General features: G+C 72.7%; 16 protein-coding genes. 7 read left to right on the top strand and 9 right to left on the bottom strand.

The features are described from left to right. Positions 1 to 338 precede the first annotated feature (338 nt). The 3 genes from JQN84_RS14605 to JQN84_RS14595 are packed head-to-tail and all read right to left on the bottom strand — an operon-like array spanning position 339 to position 3,522. Positions 339 to 1,598 (bottom strand): ABC transporter permease, encoded by a 1,260-nt coding sequence (locus JQN84_RS14605; protein WP_204958868.1) that lies wholly within the window; start codon positions 1,596 to 1,598, stop codon positions 339 to 341. Beyond that, entirely contained in the window at positions 1,595 to 2,251 is a 657-nt protein-coding gene (locus JQN84_RS14600) for an ABC transporter ATP-binding protein (protein WP_088643779.1), read from the bottom strand. Before JQN84_RS14600 ends, JQN84_RS14605 begins: the two co-directional genes overlap by 4 nt. Before the next feature lie 26 nt (positions 2,252 to 2,277). Continuing rightward, positions 2,278 to 3,522: an efflux RND transporter periplasmic adaptor subunit gene (locus tag JQN84_RS14595; RefSeq protein ID WP_204958867.1), complete on the bottom strand. Its 1,245-nt coding sequence runs from the start codon at positions 3,520 to 3,522 to the stop codon at positions 2,278 to 2,280. Positions 3,523 to 3,611: 89 nt separating this feature from the next. On the opposite strand from JQN84_RS14595, the gene JQN84_RS14590 reads away from it, so the two are divergent. The 3 genes from JQN84_RS14590 (at position 3,612) to JQN84_RS14580 (ending at position 6,176) form a co-directional block, all read left to right on the top strand. Then, positions 3,612 to 4,178 carry a hypothetical protein gene (locus tag JQN84_RS14590; RefSeq protein WP_204958866.1) on the top strand — a complete coding sequence of 189 codons (567 nt, stop codon included), beginning with the start codon at positions 3,612 to 3,614 and terminating at the stop codon, positions 4,176 to 4,178. Between the two features lie 85 nt (positions 4,179 to 4,263). Continuing rightward, positions 4,264 to 4,815 carry a hypothetical protein gene (locus JQN84_RS14585; protein WP_204958865.1) on the top strand — a complete coding sequence of 184 codons (552 nt, stop codon included), beginning with the start codon at positions 4,264 to 4,266 and terminating at the stop codon, positions 4,813 to 4,815. A gap of 113 nt (positions 4,816 to 4,928) precedes the next feature. Beyond that, positions 4,929 to 6,176 carry a PP2C family protein-serine/threonine phosphatase gene (locus tag JQN84_RS14580; RefSeq protein ID WP_204958864.1) on the top strand — a complete coding sequence of 416 codons (1,248 nt, stop codon included), beginning with the start codon at positions 4,929 to 4,931 and terminating at the stop codon, positions 6,174 to 6,176. A 7-nt stretch (positions 6,177 to 6,183) separates the two neighbouring features. Here JQN84_RS14580 and JQN84_RS14575 read toward each other — a convergent pair whose 3' ends face one another. Beyond that, positions 6,184 to 6,531 carry an STAS domain-containing protein gene (locus JQN84_RS14575; RefSeq protein WP_204958863.1) on the bottom strand — a complete coding sequence of 116 codons (348 nt, stop codon included), beginning with the start codon at positions 6,529 to 6,531 and terminating at the stop codon, positions 6,184 to 6,186. Positions 6,532 to 6,870: 339 nt separating this feature from the next. Between JQN84_RS14575 and JQN84_RS14570 the strand changes: the two genes are divergently transcribed. Beyond that, positions 6,871 to 9,420: an FIMAH domain-containing protein gene (locus tag JQN84_RS14570; protein WP_239485292.1), complete on the top strand. Its 2,550-nt coding sequence runs from the start codon at positions 6,871 to 6,873 to the stop codon at positions 9,418 to 9,420. Between the two features lie 176 nt (positions 9,421 to 9,596). On the opposite strand, the gene JQN84_RS14565 is transcribed toward JQN84_RS14570, so the two are convergent. Next, positions 9,597 to 10,268, bottom strand: coding sequence for a DUF305 domain-containing protein (locus tag JQN84_RS14565; RefSeq protein ID WP_204958862.1), 672 nt, complete (start codon positions 10,266 to 10,268; stop codon positions 9,597 to 9,599). 260 nt (positions 10,269 to 10,528) lie between these two features. Here JQN84_RS14565 and JQN84_RS14560 point away from each other — a divergent pair, with 260 nt between their 5' ends. Continuing rightward, on the top strand, positions 10,529 to 13,525 hold the full coding sequence (locus tag JQN84_RS14560; RefSeq protein WP_204958861.1) for a 3-keto-alpha-glucoside-1,2-lyase-like domain-containing protein: 2,997 nt from the start codon (positions 10,529 to 10,531) through the stop codon (positions 13,523 to 13,525). A 253-nt stretch (positions 13,526 to 13,778) separates the two neighbouring features. Beyond that, on the top strand, positions 13,779 to 14,918 hold the full coding sequence (locus JQN84_RS14555) for a hypothetical protein (RefSeq protein ID WP_204958860.1): 1,140 nt from the start codon (positions 13,779 to 13,781) through the stop codon (positions 14,916 to 14,918). A gap of 40 nt (positions 14,919 to 14,958) precedes the next feature. On the opposite strand, the gene JQN84_RS14550 is transcribed toward JQN84_RS14555, so the two are convergent. After that, entirely contained in the window at positions 14,959 to 16,173 is a 1,215-nt protein-coding gene (locus JQN84_RS14550; RefSeq protein ID WP_239485291.1) for a PP2C family protein-serine/threonine phosphatase, read from the bottom strand. Between the two features lie 93 nt (positions 16,174 to 16,266). On the opposite strand from JQN84_RS14550, the gene JQN84_RS14545 reads away from it, so the two are divergent. Next, positions 16,267 to 16,698: a DUF1304 domain-containing protein gene (locus JQN84_RS14545; protein WP_281900911.1), complete on the top strand. Its 432-nt coding sequence runs from the start codon at positions 16,267 to 16,269 to the stop codon at positions 16,696 to 16,698. Positions 16,699 to 16,745: 47 nt separating this feature from the next. Here the strand turns inward: JQN84_RS14545 and JQN84_RS14540 are convergent, their stop codons facing one another. From JQN84_RS14540 to JQN84_RS14530, 3 genes are all read right to left on the bottom strand, one after another. Beyond that, a complete protein-coding gene (locus JQN84_RS14540; RefSeq protein WP_204958859.1) occupies positions 16,746 to 17,429 on the bottom strand; it encodes a response regulator in 684 nt (227 codons plus the stop codon). Continuing rightward, positions 17,426 to 19,966: a sensor histidine kinase gene (locus JQN84_RS14535; RefSeq protein WP_204958858.1), complete on the bottom strand. Its 2,541-nt coding sequence runs from the start codon at positions 19,964 to 19,966 to the stop codon at positions 17,426 to 17,428. The genes JQN84_RS14540 and JQN84_RS14535 overlap by 4 nt, the downstream gene beginning before the upstream one ends. Before the next feature lie 135 nt (positions 19,967 to 20,101). Continuing rightward, positions 20,102 to 21,637, bottom strand: coding sequence for a glycosyltransferase family A protein (locus JQN84_RS14530; protein WP_204958857.1), 1,536 nt, complete (start codon positions 21,635 to 21,637; stop codon positions 20,102 to 20,104). Between the last annotated feature and the right edge of the window lie 170 nt (positions 21,638 to 21,807).

The raw sequence follows: 21,807 nt of genomic DNA, 5'->3' as shown, positions 1-21,807 counted from the left end.
GGCCCGGCACGCCGGGGCATGTCCACCCGCGACGACCCGGCCACCGCCGACCCGACCACACCGTCCCTGCTGGTCAGCGGCCTTACCGTAAGCGGATCCGCGAGCACCGTGCACCCCTCGGCCGAGCCGCCGAGGACCGTGGACCGGCCGGCACCGGGACGGGCCGGCCGGTCCGGGGACCGGGAGCCGTTCTCGAAACTATCGGTCCGGGCGGCTCGCAACTTTTCGGGATCCGGCCCCGTCGGCGTATGTGACCGTTAACTGCGGCGGCCGGGCCGCGACCCGGCCGCGGCCGGCGGCACCTACCGGTCGGGACGGACGCCCGGTCGGCGGCCGGCTCAGATGCTGGCCAGCGCCTCCGTCGGCGGCAGGGCGGCGGCCCGCATCGACGGGTAGACGCCGGCCACCACGCCCACCACCGCCGCACCGCCCAGCCCGGCCAGCGTCGAGGCCAACGGGATCACCACCGGCCACTGGTGGTACGCGGCGTAGCCGGCGGTCACGGCCAGCCCGAGCAGCGTCCCGACGATCCCGCCCAACGACGCCAGGGCCACCGACTCAGTGAGGAACTGGCCACGGATCTGCCCCCGGTGCGCGCCCAGCGCACGCCGCAGGCCGATCTCGGCCCGTCGTTCCAGCACCGAGATGACCATCGTGTTGGCCACCCCGATTCCGCCGACCAGCAGCGCCACCGCGGCCAGGGCCAAAAACAGCGACGAGAAGGCGTTCTCGGTGGCGCGCTTCGCGGCCAGCGCGTCGGAGGGGCGGCTGACCAGCACGTCGGCCGGGCTCTGCGGGTTGACCGTCTCGGGCAGCACCGCCCGCACCTGCTCGACCGCCGGCTCCAGCGACCGGACGTAGAGCACCGTGGGATGCCCGTCGAAGCCCAGCTCGGACTGCGCGGCCGGCCAGCCGACCAGCACCGACCGGTCGATGTCCGGCAGCAGCGGTACGGCGGCCAGGATGCCGACCACGGTGAACCACCTGTCGCCGATCATCACCTGCTGGCCGGGGCCACCCCCGGCGGGCACGTCGCGGACGCCCAGCCGGACCGCCGCGACCGCGCCGAGCACCACGGTGGGGAAACGCGCCGTCGCCGGGGTGAGCCAGCTTCCGTGCTGTACCCGGGCGTTGATGATCGGGAGCAGGTCGAGTTGGCTGGCCAGCACCGTCAGACCCGAGCCGTCGTCAGGATCGGTACGGTCGGAGCGGCGGACCAGCAGGTGGGTGTTGGCGACCGCGCTGACACTGGTCACCGGCCCCACCCGCCGGACCATGGCGGTCGACTCCGTCGGCAGCAGCGCCGGTGGGTCCTGGTCGGGCAGCGCCCGCACCTCAAGCATGTTCGTGCCGAGCGCGGAGAGTTCCCGCATCAGCTGGGCCTGGCTGGAGGCGGGGATGCCGGTGACCACGATCATGGTGGCGATCCCGATGGCGATGCCGAGCGCCGACAGCGCGGCCCGGGTGCGCCGGGTACGGATGCCGAGCAGCCCCAGACCGAGTAGGTCGGTCACGGCCAGCCGGACCGGCCGGGCGGCCTCGCGGGCCGTACCCGGATGCGCCCGGTGCGGCGTACCCCCGGTGGTGGGTGTGTTCATCGGGGCGTCACCACCCGGCCGGAGTCGGCGACCAGGTGGCCGTCGCGCAGCTCCACCCGGCGGGGCAGGCGGGCGGCGATGTCCCGGTCGTGGGTGATCACGGCGATGGTGGTGCCCTCCGCGTGCAGCCGGTACAGCAACTCCAGGACGGCCTGGCCGGTACGGGTGTCCAGCGCGCCGGTGGGTTCGTCGGCGAGCAGCAGCGCGGGTTGGTGGACCAGGGCGCGGGCGATCGCCACCCGCTGCCGTTCCCCGCCGGAGAGCTGGTGCGGCAGGTGGGTGACGCGGTGCGCCAGGCCGACCCGGTCCAGCGCCGCGAGGGCCAGCGGCCGGCGGTCCCGGCGGGGCACCCCGGCGTAGAGCAGGCCGGTGGCGACGTTCTCGGCGGCGGTGAGCCCGGCGGTGAGGTGGAACTGCTGGAAGACGAAGCCCAGCCAGCGCCCGCGCAGCGCGGACAACTGCCGGTCGGAGAGCCCGGCGACGTCGAGGCCGCCGAGGTGCACCGTGCCGGAGGTCGGCCGGTCCAGCGTGCCCATGATGTGCAGCAGGGTCGACTTGCCGGAACCGGACGGGCCGACGATGGCCAGCATCTCACCCTCGGTGATGTCGAGCGAGACGCCGGCGAGGGCGGTGACCCCGCCCGGGTAGCGCATGGCGGCGTCGCGTACGGCCAGCACGGTCACGAGGCGGTCACCACCGCGAGATCCTCGGTGATCCCGTCGCCGGAGACCTCGACCATGCCCTTGGCGAACATGCCGGTGGTGACGGCGACGAACCGTCCCCCGTCGGCCAGTTGCAGCGCGTAGCCACCCTCGCTGAGCGCCACCAGCGCGCCGACCGGTACGGCGAGGACGCCCTCCCGGGTCTCGCCGGCCAGGTCGACCTGCACGTCGGCGGCGTCGATCCCGGTCAGGTCGTCGTCCACGGTCACCGTGACGGCCCGCTTCGGCGTGGCGGTCGGGCCGGCGTCGTCCTGGGTGACGGCGGTGGCGACCGCCGATACGGTGCCGTCGACGGTCTTGTCGCCCGGCAGCGTCACCGTCACCCGGTCGCCCCGCTGGATCGTGCCGGCCTCGGCCACCTCGGCCTGCACGGTGATCACCTTCGCGGTCGGCGTGACGGTCAACAGCGGCGTCTCGGCAGGGTCGCCGCGCAGCGCGGTGACGGCGTCGACCCGGACCGCACCGGGCAGCACGGCCACGTCGCCGACGGCGATCCGGCCGGTCACCGGCAGTTCGGCGTCCTGCTGCCAGCGCTTGATGGCCCGCATCAGCGAGCCGGTCAGCACCCCCTCGCCCTTGCGGACGACGACCCGGGCCGGGGCGGAAGCCGTCGGCGTGGGTGCCGCCGCGCCCTGCCCGGACGTACCCCTGCCCGGTTCCGGTGCCGCGTCCTGCTGCCCGGCAGGCGACGCGGCGGCGGCCTTCACCGGTCGGGAGACCTTCTCCCCCGGTACCGGCTGGTAGCCGATCTCGTACCCCAGCGCCTTGAGGTTGGTGGCGACGACCCGCACGTCGCGGCCGACCGTGCCGGGTTCGGCCAGGTCGCGGTAGAGCGGCAGGCCGCCGTAGAACAGCGGCACCGGCTGGTCGTCGATCCGGTAGAGCTGCTTGCCCCGGGTGACCGTCGCGCCGGCCGGCGGCAGCCAGGTGACCGTCCCGCTCCGGCCGCCCTTCACCGGCTCCGCCCGCCCGTACCCGAGGGTGCCGGTCAGCGACACGGTGCTGGCGAGGTCGGTCCGCACGACGGTGGTGGTCTGCACCGGGACCGGCGGGTCCCCGCCGGCCGTGGCCGGGCCGCGGTGGACCGACCAGACGACGCCGCTGACGACGACCGCCAGCACCAGGATCAGCACCGCCGGGACGACGACGCGGCGACCGGTACGGCGCGGTGGGCTCTGCGCTGGGGACTGTTCTGTTGACACACCGCGAGCATGGCGACGGCTTTTCAGAAACCTGTCAGGTCCGGGGAATCCACACGGGTTCCTGACATCGCGCCCCGATCGTGGGCAGCATGTCGCACACGTTCCGCACCACGGCCCGTCGCTTCGCCGCACCGGCGCTGGTGGTCGGTTGCCTGCTCGTCGGTTGTTCCGCCGCCCCGACCGACGACCGGGCCGACCGCCCACCGGTGGCCTCGGTGCAGAGCCCCACCGCCCGCGCCGCCGGTCCCGCCGACGTCGAGGACCGGCGTCCGCTGATCCCCCTCGACGCCACCAACGACGAGATCGAGGCCCTGCGCGCGGCCTGGGGGCGGTGTGTGGCGAAGGAGGGCGGCCCCGGCTACGAGGACGGCCGGATGGTGATCTGGAAGGAGAGCCAGAACGACCCGAAGGCGAAGCGGGTACGGGCGGCGTGCCGGTCGACGGAGCCGGAGTTCTTCGAGGAGCGTCAGAAGCGTACGGACAACGCGGCGTTCCGCGACAACCAGCGCGAGTGGTACCAGTGCGCCAAGAAGGCCGGTTACCGGTTGACCGCGCCCGACGAGGACGGCGAGTTCGGCATCACCGAGGTCGGCCCGAACGGTGACTTCCAGTCGCCCAAGATGACGGCCTGCCGGCGGGAGGCGTTCAGCAGGTGACCCGCCCGGCCGGTCGCCGGCCACGCGGCGCGACCGGGCCGCCGCGAGGGTGAGTACGGCCGGCGGCCACGGGTAATCCGCGCCCATGGCGCGCTACACGAAACCCGAGCTGCGCGAGCAGCTCAAGGAGGAGATCCGGGCCGGCGACCGGGGCGGACGACCGGGGCAGTGGTCGGCCCGCAAGTCGCAACTGCTGACCCGCGAGTACCAGCAGCGCGGCGGCGGCTACCAGGGGCCGAGGGACGAGCGGCAGCAGTCCCTGCGCTGCTGGGGCGACCAGAAGTGGCGGACCAGGCAGGGCACCACCCGGGCCCGGCACGACGGTGAGACCGACAGGTACCTGCCCGACAGGGCGTGGAAGCAGCTCTCCCCGCAGCAGCAACGGGCCACCGACGCGCGCAAGCGCCGGGCGTCGACCTCCGGCCGGCAGTACGTGGCCAACACCGGCCCGGCCAGACGCGCCCGCCGCAACGTCACCTCGGGCGGCTCGCTGACCGAGCTGACCGTGGCCGAGGCGACGAAGCACGTCCGCGATCTCGACACCGCACAGCTCCGGGCCGCCCTGCGGGCCGAACGCCGGGGCAGGGGCCGTAGGACGCTGATCCGTCGGCTGGAGTCCGCGCTGAACCGCCGCTGACCGGACCGTCCGGCCGCGGCGGTCGGGCCACGGCCCGGACGACGACTGGGCGGGGCCGCCGCCGCGCCGCTCGTCGTGAGGCGGCCGGCATCGGGAGTGCATATGCTCCACAGATGGAGGACAGCGAGCAGATCGTGCTGGCCGAGATGCTGCAGTCGGCCGAGGACGCCGCGCCGGTCGAGGCGGTCGAGGCGGTCACCGGGGCGATCGCCACGGCGTTGAACGCGCTCGGTGTCTCCCTACTGATCGCCGATCTCAGCGGCCGGGCCCTGGCCCGGCTCACCCACCAGCCGGGCGTCGCCGGGCCGGGTCGCCGCCAGGGTGAGGAACTCGCCGAGGTGCTGCCCCTCGACGGCGGCCCCTACGAGCAGGCGGTCCGTCACCAGGTCCCCCGGGTGCTTCCCGGCGACGGACGGTGGACACTGCTCGCCCCGGTCACCGAGCGTGGTGAGGCCATCGGCCTGCTGGAGATCGACCTGCCCGACGAGCCGGACGCCGAGGTGATCGAGCGGGTCGCCCGTACGGCGCACGCGCTGGCGTTCGTGGTGATCGCCAACCGGCGGCACACCGACCTGTTCGAGTGGGGGCAGCGCAGCACCCCGTTCACCCTCTCCGCCGAGATCCAGCGTCGGCTGCTGCCCGCCTCGTTCACCTGCGAGGCCGGGGCGTTCGCCCTCTCCGGCTGGTTGGAGCCGGCGGCGAGCGTCGGCGGGGACACCTTCGACTACAGCGTGGCCCGGGACGCGCTGCACCTCAGCGTCACCGACGCGATGGGCCACGGGGTCGCCAGCGCGTTGACCGCCACCCTGGGGGTGGGCAGCCTGCGCAACACCCGTCGCCGGGGGTTGGCCCTCACCGAGCAGGCCGAGGAGGCCAACCGCGCCATCGCGACACACGCCAACGTCCGCGGCGCGTACGTGACGGCGGTGCTGGGGCGCATCGAGCTGGCCACCGGGCGCTGCGAACTGCTCAACGCCGGGCACGTCCCGCCGATGCTGGTCCGCGACGGCCGGACCACGATGCTGGAGCTGCCCGGCAACTTTCCGCTGGGCATGTTCCCCGAGGCGGGCTTCCGCAGCGGGGAGGTCGTCCTGCGGCCCGGCGACCGGCTGGTCGTGGTCACCGACGGGATGCGCGAACGCAACGCCGCCGATCTCGACCTGCCCGCCGCCCTGCACGACATCGCGTCGTTGCACCCCCGCGAGGCGGTCCGGGCGCTGTCGGACGCGGCGCTGGCCACCGCCGGCCCCGAGTTGGCCGACGACGCCACGCTGATGATCATCGACTGGTACGGCGACCACGGGCCGCGCCGCAGCACCGCCGGTGCGGACACCGACCGGGCCAGCGCCCCGTCCCGGTGAAGGACGTTCACGCCGCCCGGGCCGCCGCCTCGGCGTCGTGCACCGTGTCGAAGATGTCGATGACCTGGTCGACCGAGGTGATCGACAACACCGTGCGGACCGACCGGCGTACCCCGGCCAGCCCCAGCCAGCCGCCGCGTTCCCGCAGCTCACGATAGGCGACAACCAGCGCGCCGAGGCCGCTGGAGTCCATGAACCCGACGCCGGCCAGGTCGACCACCACCACCCGGGCGCCGCCCTCGACCACTTCGCGTAACCGTTCCCGCAGCTGGGGGGTGGTGCTCATATCGAGGTCACCAGCGACTTCGACCACCGTGCCGGCCCCCTCCCGGCGGGTCGACAGCGTGAATTCCACCTGAACCCCCTTCGTCAAGGCGTACCGGACATCCGGTGACGCCATGCGTCGTACCCACGGTGCCAGATTCCGAACGGGGGCGCTCGGGGACGTCCGCCGGTGTCGGAGGGATGCGGGCGCGTTTCGACGAGTGGCGCAGGGAGCGCGGCGGCTGCTCCTACGACTGTCGTGAGCTGCGTGACCGCCCGGGAGCAATTGCGTACGGCTTGGCGCGCAAACATGTACATAACTCACATGGGCATCTTGACCAGCACTTGATCGTCGGTACGGTCCTTACTCACGCGGCGCGTTTTCCCCCGATGTGGACGTCGCGGCTGGTCTTCGATCGGAAGGCGACACATGACAACTCCCCCAACCACCAGGGCACGCCGGGGTCGACGGGCCCTCGGCCTGATAGCCGCGGGGCTGCTGCTGGCCGGCGTGCTCCCCGGCACCGCGTCGGCGGCGGAGCCCGATCCGCGCGTCGGCCTCGGCGGCGGCTGGCTCGACGCGCAGTCCGCGATCAGCAACCTGGAACACGTCGCGCACCGCGACAAGCCCGCCGGGTTCGTCGACCCGACGAACCCGGGCAACGGCGGGTACTACAACTCGGATCTCGCCTTCGGCGGCCGGTACGCCTTCCAGGGCAACTACAACGGGTTCACCATCACCGACGTCGCCGACCCGGCCGAGCCGACGCTGGTCACCAGCGTGGTGTGCCCCGGCGGGCAGGGCGACCTCTCCGTGCACGGCAACCTGCTGTTCATGTCGGTCGAGGAGAGCCGGGGCCGGGTCGACTGCGGCACCAACCCCAACGTCGGCACCCGGTTCCAGGGGGTGCGGGTCTTCGACATCAGCGACGTCCGCAGCCCGGTGCAGGTGGCCGCCGTCCAACTCTGCCGTGGCTCGCACACGCACTCCGTGGTGACCGACCCCCGCGACGCCGACAACATCTACGTCTACGTCTCCGGCACCACCTCGGTACGGCCGGCGACCACGATGGAGGGTTGCAACAACAACGCCGCCGACGGGGAGAACCCGTCGCGGTGGCGGATCGACGTCATCAAGGTGCCGCTGGCCGCGCCGCAGGACGCCGCCGTGGTGAACCAGCCGAGGCTGTTCCAGGACCCGGTCACCGGTCGGGTCGACGGCCTCCAGAACGGCCCGGTCACGCCCCGGCACCCGTCCGGGTCGACCTGGTCGCCGACGCCGAACACCAACGCCTGCCACGACATCACCGCGTACCCGGAGATCGGGCTGGCGGCCGGCGCGTGCCAGGGCAACGGCATCCTGATCGACATCTCGGACCCGGCGAACCCGAAGCGGATCGACGAGGTGGCCGACCCGAACTTCGCGTACTGGCACTCGGCGACGTTCAACAACGACGGCACCAAGGTGATCTTCACCGACGAGTGGGGCGGTGGCAGCGGCGCACGTTGCCGGGACACCGACCTGCCGCAGTGGGGCGCCAACGCCATCTTCGACATCGTCGACCGGAAGATGACCTTCGCCAGCTACTACAAGCTGCCGGTGCCGCAGTCGTTGCAGGAGAACTGCGTCGCGCACAACGGCTCGCTGATCCCGGTGCCCGGCCGCGACGTCATGATGCAGGCCTGGTACCAGGGTGGCATCTCGGTGTTCGACTTCACCGACTCGAAGAACCCGCACGAAATCGCGTACTTCGACCGGGGCCCGGTCAACCCGAACGCGCTCGTGCTGGGTGGTTTCTGGTCGGCGTACTGGTACAACGGCAACCTGTACGGCAACGAGATCGCCCGGGGCTTCGACGTGTTCGCACTGAAGCCCAGCGCCCACCTGTCGGCGGCCGAGATCGAGGCCGCCACCCAGGTCAAGCTCGCCGGGTTCAACGCACAGGGGCAGCCGAAGATCAGTTGGACGCCGAGCTTCGCGCTCGTCCGCGCCTACCACGACCAGGGGGTACGGGCCGGCGCGATCGACGAGGCGTTGAGCGCGGAGGTCGACACGGCCCTGGGCCGGGCCAGCGGGTTCGCCGCCGAGGGCAGGCGGTTCGCCGCCGAGGCGCAACTGCGGACGCTCGCCGACCGGCTGGATGGCGCAGCGTACGGGACGCTCCGCCAGGCCGTGGTGGACCTCGCGGACACCTTCAACCCCCGGGTCTCCGCCACGGTGGGCCCGGCCGAGCCGACCGGTAACAACGGCTGGTACACCGATGCCGTCACGCTCACCCTGGCCGGCCTGATCCCCGGCATGTGGACCGGCCAGTACTCCGTCGACGACGGCGTGACCTGGGTGGACGTTCCGGCCAGCGGCGTCGCGACGATCAGCGCCGAGGTCAAGGGGTCGGTGCGGTACCGGGCGGTCGACGCGGCCGGCAACACCTCCCGGCAGGGCAGCCAGTGGCTCAAGATCGACCGGACCGCCCCCGAGGTGCAGGTGTCCGGGCTGACCGAGGGCACCGCGTACGGCGACTCCGGCACGGTGACGGTGGACTGGACGGTCACCGACACCGGCTCCGGGCCCGGCATCAACCCGGACAGCGCGCTGCTGGACGGCAAGCGGGTCGCCCGGGGGGCCACGGTCACCCTGTCCGGCCTTCCGCTGGGCAGCCACACCCTGACGGTGACCGCGAAGGACAAGGCCGGTAACACCACCGAACGGTCCGTCACGTTCACCACCACGACGTCCATCGCCGACCTGCAGGCCCTCGTCGACGGTTACCGGTCCGCCGGCACCGTCAGCGCGGGCAACGCCGACAAGCTGACCACCAGCCTCGGCAGGGCCGCCGCGGCGGCCTCCGCAGGCCAGCCGGCGGAGGCGGTCGGGCACCTGACCACCTTCCTCGACCAGGCCCGCGCACTCAACGCCATCGGGGCCCGCAACCTGCTGGTCCGCGACGCCCAGGCGCTGATCGACCAGTTCGACAGGTGACCCGCCCGGCCCGACCGGGCCGACGGACCGCCTGAACCCGGGGCCTGCCCAGTGATGCTGGGCAGGCCCCGGCCGTTCCCCGGCCGCTCCGGCACCGGCCTGCGGGCCTGGACCAGCGACCGGGCCTGCACCGGCGACCGGACGCGGTCGGCGACCCGGCGCGGTCGGCGACCCGGTCAGCCGAGCTTGGCCAGCATCTGCTGCATGCGCTGGATCTCGATGCCCTGGTCGGCGTTGACCTCCCGGGCGAACTGGTCGCTCGCCGGTTCCAGGCCACCACCGGCGGCGTACAGCTGCTCCACCATGGTCAGTGCGCCCTGGTGGTGGCGGATCATCGCGGTGAGGAAGAGCCTGTCGAACTCCGTCCCGCGTGCCTGCTTGAGCTGCTCGAACTGGGCGGCGGTAAGCATCCCCGGCATGAGCGCGTCGTGCGCCGCCCCGTCGTGACCGCCAGCGGCCGGCACGTTGCGCTCGGCGAGCCAGGTGCGCATCCGGGCGATCTCGTCGCCCTGCGACACCTCGATCCGCTTGGCCAGCAGCGTCACGTCCGGGCTGGTGGTGCGCCCGGCCAGCAGCGCGGTCATCGCCAGGGCCTGGGTGTGGTGCGGGATCATGCCCTGCACGAACCGACTGTCGGCGGCGGTGAACCCGGGCGGTGAGACCTGCGCCAGGTCGGTGCCGGACAGTTGCCGGCCCGGTTGGCCGGGTGCGCCGGGCTGCACCACCCGCGACGTCGGCGGTCGGTACGCCGGATCGTCCCGGCCGGCCCAGACGGCGACGCCCACCGCCGTGCCGAGGACGGCCGTGGCGACCACACCGGAAACGACCACGCGACGGGGCAGCGGCACGGTTCACCTACCAGTCCTGGCTTGAGCTGCGCGGATTCCATGGGCATAGTGCCTCACCCCCGACCCCGCCCACCAGCCCACGAGCCGGTGGATCCGACCCGCACACCTCGACTTTTGTTCAAACATCGAAAAGTTTCCCCAATTCGATTCAAAGTGCTAGTGTCTGCGATCAATCTTCGGTGTGACGCGTGCCATACCGAACCGCCATCGGCAGAAAGTGGCGCGGTCCCCCGGCCGGGCCCACCACCACTGGAGGCACCATGACCACCCCGCACCGGCGGCGACACAGATCCGCGCTCGTGGCCGCCGGCACCGCCCTGGCGACCGTCCTCGCCACCGGGTCCGTCACCCCGGCCACCGCCGCGCCCGTCGCCGACCTCCCGCCGCAGGAACCCGGCGTCACCCTGCGCACGTACGACATGGGCACCCCGCTGTCGGCGCTGTGCACCCTCAAGCCCGCCCAGACGCCGAACGTCGACAAGCTGATGCCGCAGGTCAACTGGAGTAGCACCGACGACTTCGGACTCGCCGACCGGTTCGTCAGCCACGTCACCGGCAACCTGGCCGCCCCCGTCGACGGCAGCTACGCCTTCCGCCTCACCAGCGACGACGGCTCCCGGCTGAGCATCGGCGACACCGTCGTCGTCGACCACGACGGGCTGCACGGGGAAACCGCCAAGGAGGGGACGGCCACCCTCACCGCCGGCCGGCACCCGCTGCGCATCGAGCACTTCGACGACGGCGGCGGCCAGGTGCTCCGGCTGGAGTGGCGTCCACCGGGCAGCGCCGACTTCACCCTCGTCCCGACCTCCGCGCTGAGCACCGACGCCGGGGTGGTCCGGGTCACCGCGCCCGGCTGGAAATACTGCGAGGGGGCCACCGACTCGGCCGGCGACGGCCTGCCGCTCGACCGGGTGCACCCCGGCTACACCCTCACCGACCTGCGCCCCGACGGGTTCCGGCCGCAGGTCACCGGGATGGCGTTCCGGCCCGACGGCGCGCTGGTGCTGAGCACCTGGGGCGGCACCGACAACGCCACCGGCGAGATCTGGGTGGCCACGGGCGTCACCGGCGCGACCGGCCCCGACCAGGTGACGTACCGCCGGTTCGCCGACGGGCTACGCGAGCCGCAGGGCGTCGCCGTGGTCGACGGCACCATCTACGTCAGCCAGAAGCACGAACTGACCGCGCTGCGCGACACCGACGACGACGGCGTCGCCGACGACCGGCGTACGGTCGCCACCTGGCCGTGGGGCGGCAACTTCCACGAGTTCGCGTTCGGCCTGCTCTACCGGGACGGGTTCTTCCACCTCAACCTGTCGGTCGCGATCAACCAGGGCGGCGCCACCACCGTGCCCCAGCCCGCACCGAACCGGGGCACCTCGATCAGGGTCAACGCCCGGACCGGCAAGATCACGTACGTGGCCGGTGGGCTGCGTACCCCGAACGGGATCGGCTGGGGGCCGCGCGGCGAGGTTTTCGTCACCGACAACCAGGGTGGCTGGCTGCCCGCGTCCAAGCTGGTCCAGATCCAGCAGGGGGCGTTTTTCAACCACTACACCAGCCCCGACGGGCCGTACGACGACAAGCCGGTGACCCGGCCGATCGCCTGGCTCCCGCAGAACGAGATCGGCAACTCCCCGTCCAGCCCGGTGCTGTTGACCCAGGGCCCGTACGCCGGGCAGGTCGTCGTCGGCGACGTCACCTACGGCGGCCTGCAGCGGGTGTACCTCGACGAGGTCGAGGGGCAGTACCAGGGGGCGGTGTTCCGGCACACCCAGGGCCTGGAGGCCGGCGTCAACGAGGTCACCCTCGGCCCCGACGGCGCGCTCTACGTGGGCGGCGTGGGTGCCGGCGGCAACTGGGGCCAGGAGGGCAAACTCAGCTACGGCCTCCAGAAGCTCACTCCCAACGGCACCTCGACCTTCGAGGTCAAGCAGATGCGGGCCACCGCCAACGGGTTCGACCTGGAGTACACCGAGAAGCTGTCGCCGGAGACCGCGCAACGGCTCGCCGAGGCGTACCAGGTGACGCAGTGGCGCTACGGGGCGACCAGCCAGTACGGCGGTCCCAAGCTCGACCTGGAGAAACTCACCGTGACCAGGGCGGTGCTGGCGGCCAACGGGCGGACCGTCCGGCTGCGCATCCCCGGTCTCATGGAGAACCGGGTGGTGCACGTCCGCTCGCCGCGCCCGTTCTCCGCCGTCGACGGTGAGCAGCTGTGGAACACCGAAGCCTGGTACACGCTCAACGAGATCCCCGGCCGGGTGGCTCAGCCGCAGACGTTCTTCGAGGCCGAGGAGGGCCGCACCGTCGGCGTCGGGATGGCCACCGACCACGCCGCCTACTCCGGTGCCGGGTTCGCCGCCGGGTTCGCCGACGACGGCGCGTCCACCCGGATCTCCGTCGACGTGGCCGAGGCCGGCACCCACGACCTGGCGATGCGCTACAGCAACGGCCCCAACCCGTTCTCCGGCCCCAAGCAACTCAGCCTGTACGTCAACGGCAAACGGATCGGACAGACGGTCTTCCCGTCCACCGTCACCTGGGAGGAGTGGGGCACCGTCACCACCAAGGCGCACCTGCGCCGGGGCCGCAACATCGTCGAGTACCGCAAGGAGAGCGCCGACTCCGGCCACGTCAACCTCGACGTGCTCGCCGTCCGGCCACGCGGGGAACGGATCACCCTGTTCGACGGCGGTGACCTCACCGAGTGGCAGCACACCGACGGGCGCGAACCGGAGTGGACGCTCGACGGCAACACCATGACCGTACGCGGCGGCGACCTGCGTACCGTGCAGGCCTTCGGCGACTTCCGGCTGCACGTCGAGTTCAACCTGCCGCTCTACCCACCGGAGGTGACCGGCCAGCAGCGCGCCAACAGCGGCGTCTACCTCCAGGACCGCTACGAGATCCAGGTGCTCGACTCGTTCGGCATCGACCCGCCGCAGAACAACGACGCCGCCGCCATCTACACCCAGAAGGCGCCCGACGTGAACGCGGCCCGCCCGCCGCAGACCTGGCAGACGTACGTCATCGAGTACCGCCAGGCCCGCTACGACGCGGCCGGCGTCAAGGTGGCGAACCCCCGGGTCACCGTGGTGTGGAACGGCGTCACCGTGCACGACGACGTGGAGATCCTCGGCCCGACCGGCGGCAGCCGGCCCGAGGGCCCGGCGGCCGGCGCCATCCGGCTCCAGGATCACGGCAACCCGGTCCAGTACCGCAACATCTGGATCAAACCGCTGGACGGGTGACCGCACCGCCGGCCGGGATGCGGCCGGGGCCGCCACGGCGGTCCCGGCCGCTCCGCGTTCTGGGTCGGCCGGCCGTCGCCGTTGCGCGGACCGCCCGCCGCTGACGGGAGGCCCGCAGCAGCGGTACCGTCCTGATCGGACAGTGGGATGGTCGAGGGGGGGGCGAGCCATGACGTCGGCGTGGCCACCCGCCCCCATCGGCATCGATGCCGACCGCTGGGTGACCCGGTCGGGCTGCCACACCGTGCTCGTCGTGACCCACACCCTCGCGAGCTGCCACCGGTTGCTCGACGTCATCGGGTACGTCGAGAGCGACCCCCGGGTGCAGGTGGTCTTCACCATCGCCCCGGACGTCTTCAACCACCGGGTGGAACAACTCCTCGACGGGCTCGGCGCACTCGTCCTGCCCTGGCAGCAGGCCGTTCGGGAACGCTTCGATCTCGGCCTCGCCGCCGCCCACGGCGGACTGCATGAACTCCACGCGCCCCTGCTACTGCTCGCCCACGGAGCCGGACGCAGCAAGCGGGTCCGCTCCGGCCCGAGCGCCGTACCGGCACCCGCCGACCACCCCGTCTACGGTCTCGACGCGCAACGGCTCACCCATGACGGGCGGGTGCTCCCGGCGGCTCTCGCCCTCTCCCACGAATACGAGGTGGAGGTGCTGCGACGGCAGTGCCCGGACGCGCTCGCAACGGCAGTGGTCGTCGGCGACCCCTGCGTCGACCGGCTCGTCGCCAGCCTGCCCCGCCGCCCGGACTACCGACGGGCCATGGGGCTGGGCGAACACCAGGAACTCGTGGTGGTCGCCTCCACCTGGGGCCCGGAGGGTAGCTTCGGACGTTGGCCCGACCTGCTACCGCAGGTGATGGCACAGCTCCCGGCCGAGCGCTACCGGGTCGCCGCGCTGCTACACCCGGCAATCTGGGCCGCTCACGGGCACCGCCAGATCCGCGCCTGGCTCCGGAACTGCCTCGACGCCGGGCTGCTGCTGCCCGAGCCGACCGAGGACTGGCGGGCCCCGGTGGTCGCCGCCGACCACGTCATCGGTGACCACGGCTCCGTCACCTCCTACGCCGCGGCCGTCGGACGTCCGACCCTGGTGCTCCCCGCCCCGGAACCGGCACCCGCCCCCGGTACGCCGCAACACCTGCTCGCCCTGCACGCGCCCCGGCTGGACCTGCACCGGCCCCTGCTGCCCCAGCTCGCTCTCACCGGCCGGATCGACCCGGCAGCGGTGCTGGGCGCGTTGACCGCCCGCCCGGGCGACGCCGCGGAGCTGCTGCGGCGCACCATGTACCGCCTGCTCCAGCTCACCGAGCCCGACCGGCCCGCACGGACCGACCCGGTCCCGGTGCCCCGCCCCGATCACCGGGACACCGACCCGAACGGATGACCCGTCGTCCCGGCACCGCCGGCTGCCCCATGCGGGTCGCTCAGCGACCAGGCGTCGGGCCCCCGGGCAGGTCGGGCAGGTGGGTACGCGGTGGACGCCACTCCAGCAGCAGCGCCGTAGCGTCGTCGTCGAGCTGCCCCTCCTGGTACGCGACCACCGCGCGCACCAGCCGGCGCATCGTCTCCGGGGTGGCCAACCGGTCGTTGAGTGCCCGGTTGACGAAGTCGACGAGCCGCGTCAACCCGAACCGTTCCCCGTCGACGCCGCGCGCGTCGGTGATGCCGTCGGTGTAGGCGAGGATGCGGTCCCCGGGGTGCAGCTCCTCCTCGTACACCCCGGGGCGCTGGGTCGCCAGGTGGCCCAGGCCGAGCGGGAGCGCGGTCGGGCCCGGCAGTTCCCGGATCGCCTTGCCGTCGCGCAGCAGCAGGGCGCCCGGGTGACCCGCGTTGATCATCCGGAGCCGGCCGGTGCTCGGCTCCAGCTCGACGAGGAGCGCGGTGGCGAACAGGTGCGGGTGCTCGGAGCGTATCCATTTGTCGATGCTGAGGGCCGTGTCGACCAGGTCGAGGCCGCAGCGGCGGGCGTTGCGGTAGGCGCTGACCGCGAGTGAGGCCAGGGTGCTCGCCTTGATGCCGTGCCCGCAGGTGTCGAAGAGCCCGACGCTGAGCACGTCGCCGTTGAGCGCGTAGTCGAAGACGTCGCCGCCGACGTCGTAGCACGGTTCGAGGATGGTGGTGAGCACCATGTCGTCGGTGGCGAAGGTCAGCGGCGGCAGCAGCCCCCAGAGGATCTCGGCGGCGACCTGCATGGGCAGCCGCCGTCGCAGCCGTTCGACCACGTCACCGTACGGCCGGCGGTTCACCACCAGCTGACCGACGCAGGTCGCCAGCTCCCGGGCGGGCCCGTCCAGGGCGCGGTCACCGGCGGCCGGCGAGACGATCTCCAGGACGCCCATCCGCTCGCACCCGACCAGCAGCGGCACCCAGATCCGGTCCGGATTGTCGGCTGCCCGTTGCACGTCGAGACCGGTGAACGCCCTGCCCGCGAGGGTCGTCTCGATCGACAGGCTCTCCCGGACCGGCCCGACGCCGAGCAGTGGCACCAGGCTCGCCTGCTGGTAGTCCGCCAGGTAGATCACGATCTCGGTGGCGTCCACGGCCGGCGCGACCCGGTTCACCAGTAGCGGCAGGTCGTCCGGCCCGCCCCGGGGTGCGGCGAGCTGGAGCCAACGCACCGCGTCACCCGCGTCGAACAACCTGAGCCTCCCCCACGTCTCCCCCACCGTAGGAGGCCGACGGCAAACAGCCAACACCCGACTCGGCGAGCGTGGCGGGCAGGGAGAATGACGGTGGCGGACATCTCCGTCCGCGCGAACGAAGGAGGCAGCGGCGTGGTCGTCGCGGGACTCGTCCTGGCCGGCATCGCCGGCCTCATCCACGCCTACATCTTCTACCTGGAGTCGGTGGTCTGGACCAGCGCCCGCGCCCGCGCGGTCTTCGGCACCAGCCGTGAGGAGGCGGAGGTGACCCGGCAGCTCGCCTTCAACCAGGGCTTCTACAACCTGTTCCTGGCCGTCGCGATCGTCGTCGGCATCGTCGCGTACGCCGTGGGCGCACACGCCGTCGGCGCGACGCTGGTCTTCGTCGGCGCCGGGTCGATGGTCGCCGCCGGTCTGGTGCTCCTGGTCTCGTCACCGTCGAAGGCGAGCGCCGCGCTCAAGCAGCTCGTCCCTCCGCTGCTCGCCGTCGTCGCCCTGGCGATCGGCCTCAGCCTCGGCTGAGCTGGCGGGCCACGACCCGGCGCGGACGCCCGGTCGGACCGTGCCGGTCAGGGGCGGTAGCGGTAGCCCATGCCGGGTTCGGTGATCAGGTGCCGGGGGCGGGCGGGGTCGTCTTCGAGCTTGCGTCGCAGCTGGGCCAGGTACTGCCGCAGGTAGTTGGTCTCCTGCTGGTATTCCGGGCCCCACACGTCGTGCAGGAGCTGACGCTGGCTGATCAGTTTGCCGGGGTGGCGCAGCAGTCGTTCGAGCACGGCCCACTGGGTGGGGGTCAGCCGGGTGTCGGTGCCGTCGTCGCTGGTGACGGTGTGGGTGGCGAGGTTGACGGTGTGTCGTCCCACCCGCGCCGTGGCGGTGGCGTCGGCAGGTGCGGCGGTGAGGCGGCGGGTGACGGCGCGGATGCGGGCGAGCAGTTCGTCGACCCCGAACGGTTTGGTGACGTAGTCGTCGGCGCCGGCGTCGAGGGCGGCGACTTTGTCGGCGCTGCCGGCTCGCCCGGACAGCACGATGATCGGCACGGTGGTCCAGCCGCGTAGGCCCCGGATGACGTCCACACCGTCGAGGTCGGGCAGGCCGAGGTCGAGCACCACCAGGTCCGGGGGGTGGCCGGCGGCGGCCTTCAGCGCGGCCGTGCCGGTGTCGGCGACCTCGACGTCGTAGCCGCGGGCGCGCAGGTTGATCCGCAGCGCGCGCAGGATCTGTGGTTCGTCGTCGACGACCAGGATGCGGGTCACCGGTCCGGCCTCTCGTCGGCGGCGGGTAGCCGCAGCACCATGGTCAGCCCTCCGCCGGGGGTGGTCTCCGGGGTGATGCTGCCACCCATCGCCTCGGCCAGGCCCCGGGACAGGGCCAGCCCGAGCCCCACCCCGGTCCGGTTGTCCCGGTCGCCGAGCCGCTGGAACGGCAGGAAGACGTGCTCCCACCGGTCCTCGGGGATACCCGGCCCGGTGTCGATGACCCGTAGCTCCACCTGCCCGGCGTGGGCGCTGGCGGTGATCGTGGGCGGCCGGCCGGCCGGGCTGTGCCGCAACGCGTTCGCCACGACGTTGACCAGCACCCGTTCCAGCAGGCCCGGGTCGGCGTCGACCGCCGGCAGGTCGGCCGGGATGTCGGTGCGCACCCCGGCGGCGGCCGGCCCCAGCTCGTCCAGGGCCAGCGGTACGGCATCCTCCAACCCGACCGCGGTACGGGCGACGCCCAACACGCCGGCCTGCAACCGGCTCATGTCCAGCAGGTTCGCCACCAGCCGACCCAGCCGGTCCAACGACTCGTCGGCGGTGGCCAACAACTCGGCCCGGTCCTCCGGGTCGAACTCGACGTCAGGGCTGCGCAGACTGCTCACCGCCGCCTTCGCCGACGCCAACGGCGTACGCAGGTCATGGCTGACGGCGGCGAGCAACGCGGTGCGCAACCGGTCGGCCTCGGCGAGCGGCCGGGCGGTGGCGGCCTCCTCGGCGAGCCGTTCCTGGCGCAGCGCGACAGCGGCCTGCGCGGCGAACGCCTCCACGATGCGCCGGTCGGCGGCCTCCAACCGACGACCGGAGAGCACCACGGTCAACCGCTCGTCGACCGGCACCGTGGTCTCCCCCGCGCCGGGGCTGCCGGCCGGGTCCACCCCGACGCTGGCGACCCGACGCCACACGCCCTCCTCGTGGGCCCGACCGGGCCGCCCCTGCGCCTCGGGGGCGAGTTCGAGCACGCTGACCGCGCGCAGCCCGAAGGTCTCCCGCAACCGGTCCAACAGCGCCGGCAACGGCCGCTCGCCGCGCAGCACGCTGCCGGCGACCACCGCCAGGGTCTGCGCATCGGCGGCGGCACGGGCCGCCTCCCGGGTACGCCGGGCCGCCACATCCACCACCCCACTCACCGCGACCGCCACCGCCACGAAGACACCCAACGCGAGCAGATTGTCCGCCTCGGCGATGGTCAACGTGCGGTACGGCGGAGTGAAGAACCAGTTCAACAACAGCGACCCACCGAGCGCAGCGACCAACGCCGGCCACAGCCCACCGACCAGCGCCACCCCGACCACCCCGGCCAGGAAGATCAGAATGTCGTTGGTCAGGCTCAGGTCCGGCAACACCGACAGCAGCAGGGTGAGCAGCGGCAGGCCCAGCCCGGCGAGCGCGAAGCCGAGCAGCCGACGCCGCCGGGACAGCGCCGCCGGCACCCCCGGCCCGCGCCGACCCCGACCGGCCTCCGGATGGGTGACCAGGTGTACGTCGATCGCCCCGGAGCGGGCCGTGGTCGTCACGCCGACGCCTCGGGCGAACAGCTGGGCGAACCGGCCGCGCCGGCTCGCGCCGAGCACCAGTTGGGTGGCGTTGACCCCCCGGGCGAAGTCGAGCAGGGCGGCCGGGACGTCCGCGCCGAGCACCTGGTGGTAACTCCCGCCGAGGCTCTCCACCAGGACCCGCTGCCGGGCGAGCTGGGCCGGGTCCGCCCCGGCCAGTCCGTCGTCGCGGGCCACGTGCACGGCGAGCAGGTCGGCACCCTTGCTCCGGGCGGCGATCCGGGCGGCCCGACGGATCAGCGTCTCCCCCTCGGGGCCGCCGGTGAGGGCGACGACGACCCGTTCCCGGGCCTCCCAGGTGTCGGAGATGCCCTGCTGGGCCCGGTACCGGTCGAGCTGGTCGTCGACCTTGTCGGCCAGCCAGAGCAGGGCCAGCTCGCGCAGCGCGGTGAGGTTGCCGACCCGGAAGTAGTTACCCAGCGCCGCGTCGATCTTGTCGGGGCCGTAAATATTGCCGTGCGCCATCCGCCGGCGCAGCGCCTCCGGGGTCATGTCGACCAGTTCGACCTGCTCGGCGGCGCGGACCACGGCGTCCGGGACGGTCTCCCGCTGGGTGGTGCCGGTGATCTGCGTGACGACGTCGTTGAGCGACTCCAGGTGCTGCACGTTGACCGTCGACAGTACCGAGATGCCCGCGTCAAGCAGTTCCTGGACGTCCTGCCAGCGTTTCTGGTGCCGGGAGCCGGGCACGTTGGTGTGGGCCAACTCGTCGACCACCACCACCTCGGGCCGGCGTTCAAGGACGGCGTCCAGGTCCAGCTCGGTGAAATTGACGCCCCGGTAGCGCAGCGGGCGGCGGGGCAGCACCTCCAGGTCGCCGATCATCGCGGCGGTCTGCGGCCGGCCGTGCGTCTCCACCAGGCCGACCACCACGTCGGTGCCCCGTTCGGCCCGCCGCCTGGCCTCCTCCAACATCGCGTACGTCTTGCCGACCCCGGGGGCGGCGCCCAGGTAGATGCGCAGTTCACCTCGTGACACGCGTCCATCCTCCCGCTGTGCGTGCCGCCCCGGGGCGCGACCGCCTGATGGGGGTGTCGGCGTCGGGGTCAGCAGGCGGGCAGGCTGCGGTCCAGGACCAGGTTGAGTTCCAGCACGTTCACCGTGGGGACTGCATCAGCGGCGGATGGCCCGCCGGATCGACTCGGGCACCCGACGCGCCACCGCCCGTCGCAGCCGGAAACGCAGGCTGCCCAGGTACGGCACGGAGACCGGCCGGGCCCCGTCGGACGCGCAACGGAACGCCACCGGGAGGCTGGCGTCCTCGGTCCAACCGCAGCAGGTGACCCGGACCTTGAGGTCCCAGGTGCCCCTGCTCCGGCCGCCGTTGAGCGCCCCGACGTCGAGGCGGGCGGTGCCCCGCTGGACCAGCCGCAGCATGCCGTCGGCCGCCGGGACCAGCTCGACGGTGCCGGTGACCGGTACGAAGAACTCCTCCCGGGTGTCCCGCCGCCTGGCGATCACGTCGAGCTTGGACTGCTTGATCCGGGCGGTGGCGTCCCGCAGGTCGGCCGGGAGGTCGTCCACCGGCACCACCAGCAGCCGCTGCTCGCCGTCGGCGGTGAGGGTGAGCGGCTGGTCGCCGAAGAACAGCTCGGCGGTGAGCCTGACGGTCAGGGTGGTGGCGTCCCGCTCGACCCGCTGCACGGTGGGCGCGGCCCGTACGGCCGCCTCCCACCCGGCGAGCCGGCGCAGGTCCGGGGTGCGCCCCTGCTCGATGAGCCTGGTGATGATCCGTTGCAGCGGCGGAAGGCCGGCGGCGACGCCCGGGGCGAACCGGTCCCGGATCGTCCGCTGCGCCTCGCCGACCAACTGGTCCACCCAGTCGGCGGGCGCGTCGAGCAGTCGTCGGCCGCGCAACCGGGACACCATCTCGTTGCGCAGCCACCGCCGGTGCAGCCGGTCGCGCAGCGGGCCGGGCTCGGTGTGCTCGTCGACGATGTCGAGCGCCTCGCGCAGGTTGACGAAGTAGCCGGCCGGCTCCAGCGCGGTGGCCGTGACGTTGCCGGCGTCGACCCGCCGCTGGTGGTGGTAGCAGACGTAGTCGGCCAGCACGCAGGTGCGCCGGGACAGGAAATACGCCCGGGTGACGAAGACGTGGTCCTCCAGCCGACGCTTGCCCTCGGGGAACCGCAGGCCGTGCTCGACGAGGAAGGAGCGCCGGAACAGCTTGTGCGCGGTGAGGCTGTCGATCAGGGGAGCGTTCTCCAGGGTGGCGTCGAACCGGTTGCGCCGGAACAGCTCACGCGGCACCGACCGGCGGTGTCCGGCCATCTTGCCGATCACCAGGTCCGCGTCGTGCGCGGTCGCGCAGGCGTACAGGCGTTCGAGGGCCTCCTCGCCGAACCAGTCGTCGTCGTCGGCGAAGAAGACGTACTCGCCCCGGGCGTGCTCGACACCGAGGTTGCGGGGCCGCGACGGCCAGCCGGAGTTGTCGATGTGCAGCACCCGGAAGTGCGGGTGGGCGGCGGCCAGTTCGTCGAGCCGGGCACCGGTCGAGTCGGTCGAGCCGTCGTCGACGAACATCGCCTCGAACTCGCTGGCCGGCAGTGACTGCCGCAGCAGCGAGGTGACGAGCTTCTCGATGTGCGGTCCGGAGTTGTACGCCGGGACCACGACGGTCACCTTGGGGGTATTCGTACTGGCGGTCATGGCTCTTCCTGAGGCGGTCCGCGAGCCGGCGCGGGGATGCGCCCAACCGTGCGGACGGGCACCCGTTAGCGGGGCGTTCCGTCGCCGACATGGCCCGTTCAGTTTGCGGACTTTACGCGACCGCACGGGCTCACGCAGGCCCCGAATCGGATGGTTTCTGCGATTGCCGG

It is taken from the genome of Micromonospora humidisoli (assembly GCF_016900955.1).
In the GTDB taxonomy this organism is placed as follows: domain Bacteria; phylum Actinomycetota; class Actinomycetes; order Mycobacteriales; family Micromonosporaceae; genus Micromonospora; species Micromonospora wenchangensis.
Note: the sequence above shows the minus strand (reverse complement) of the source record. Positions and strands in the feature narration are given on the sequence as shown.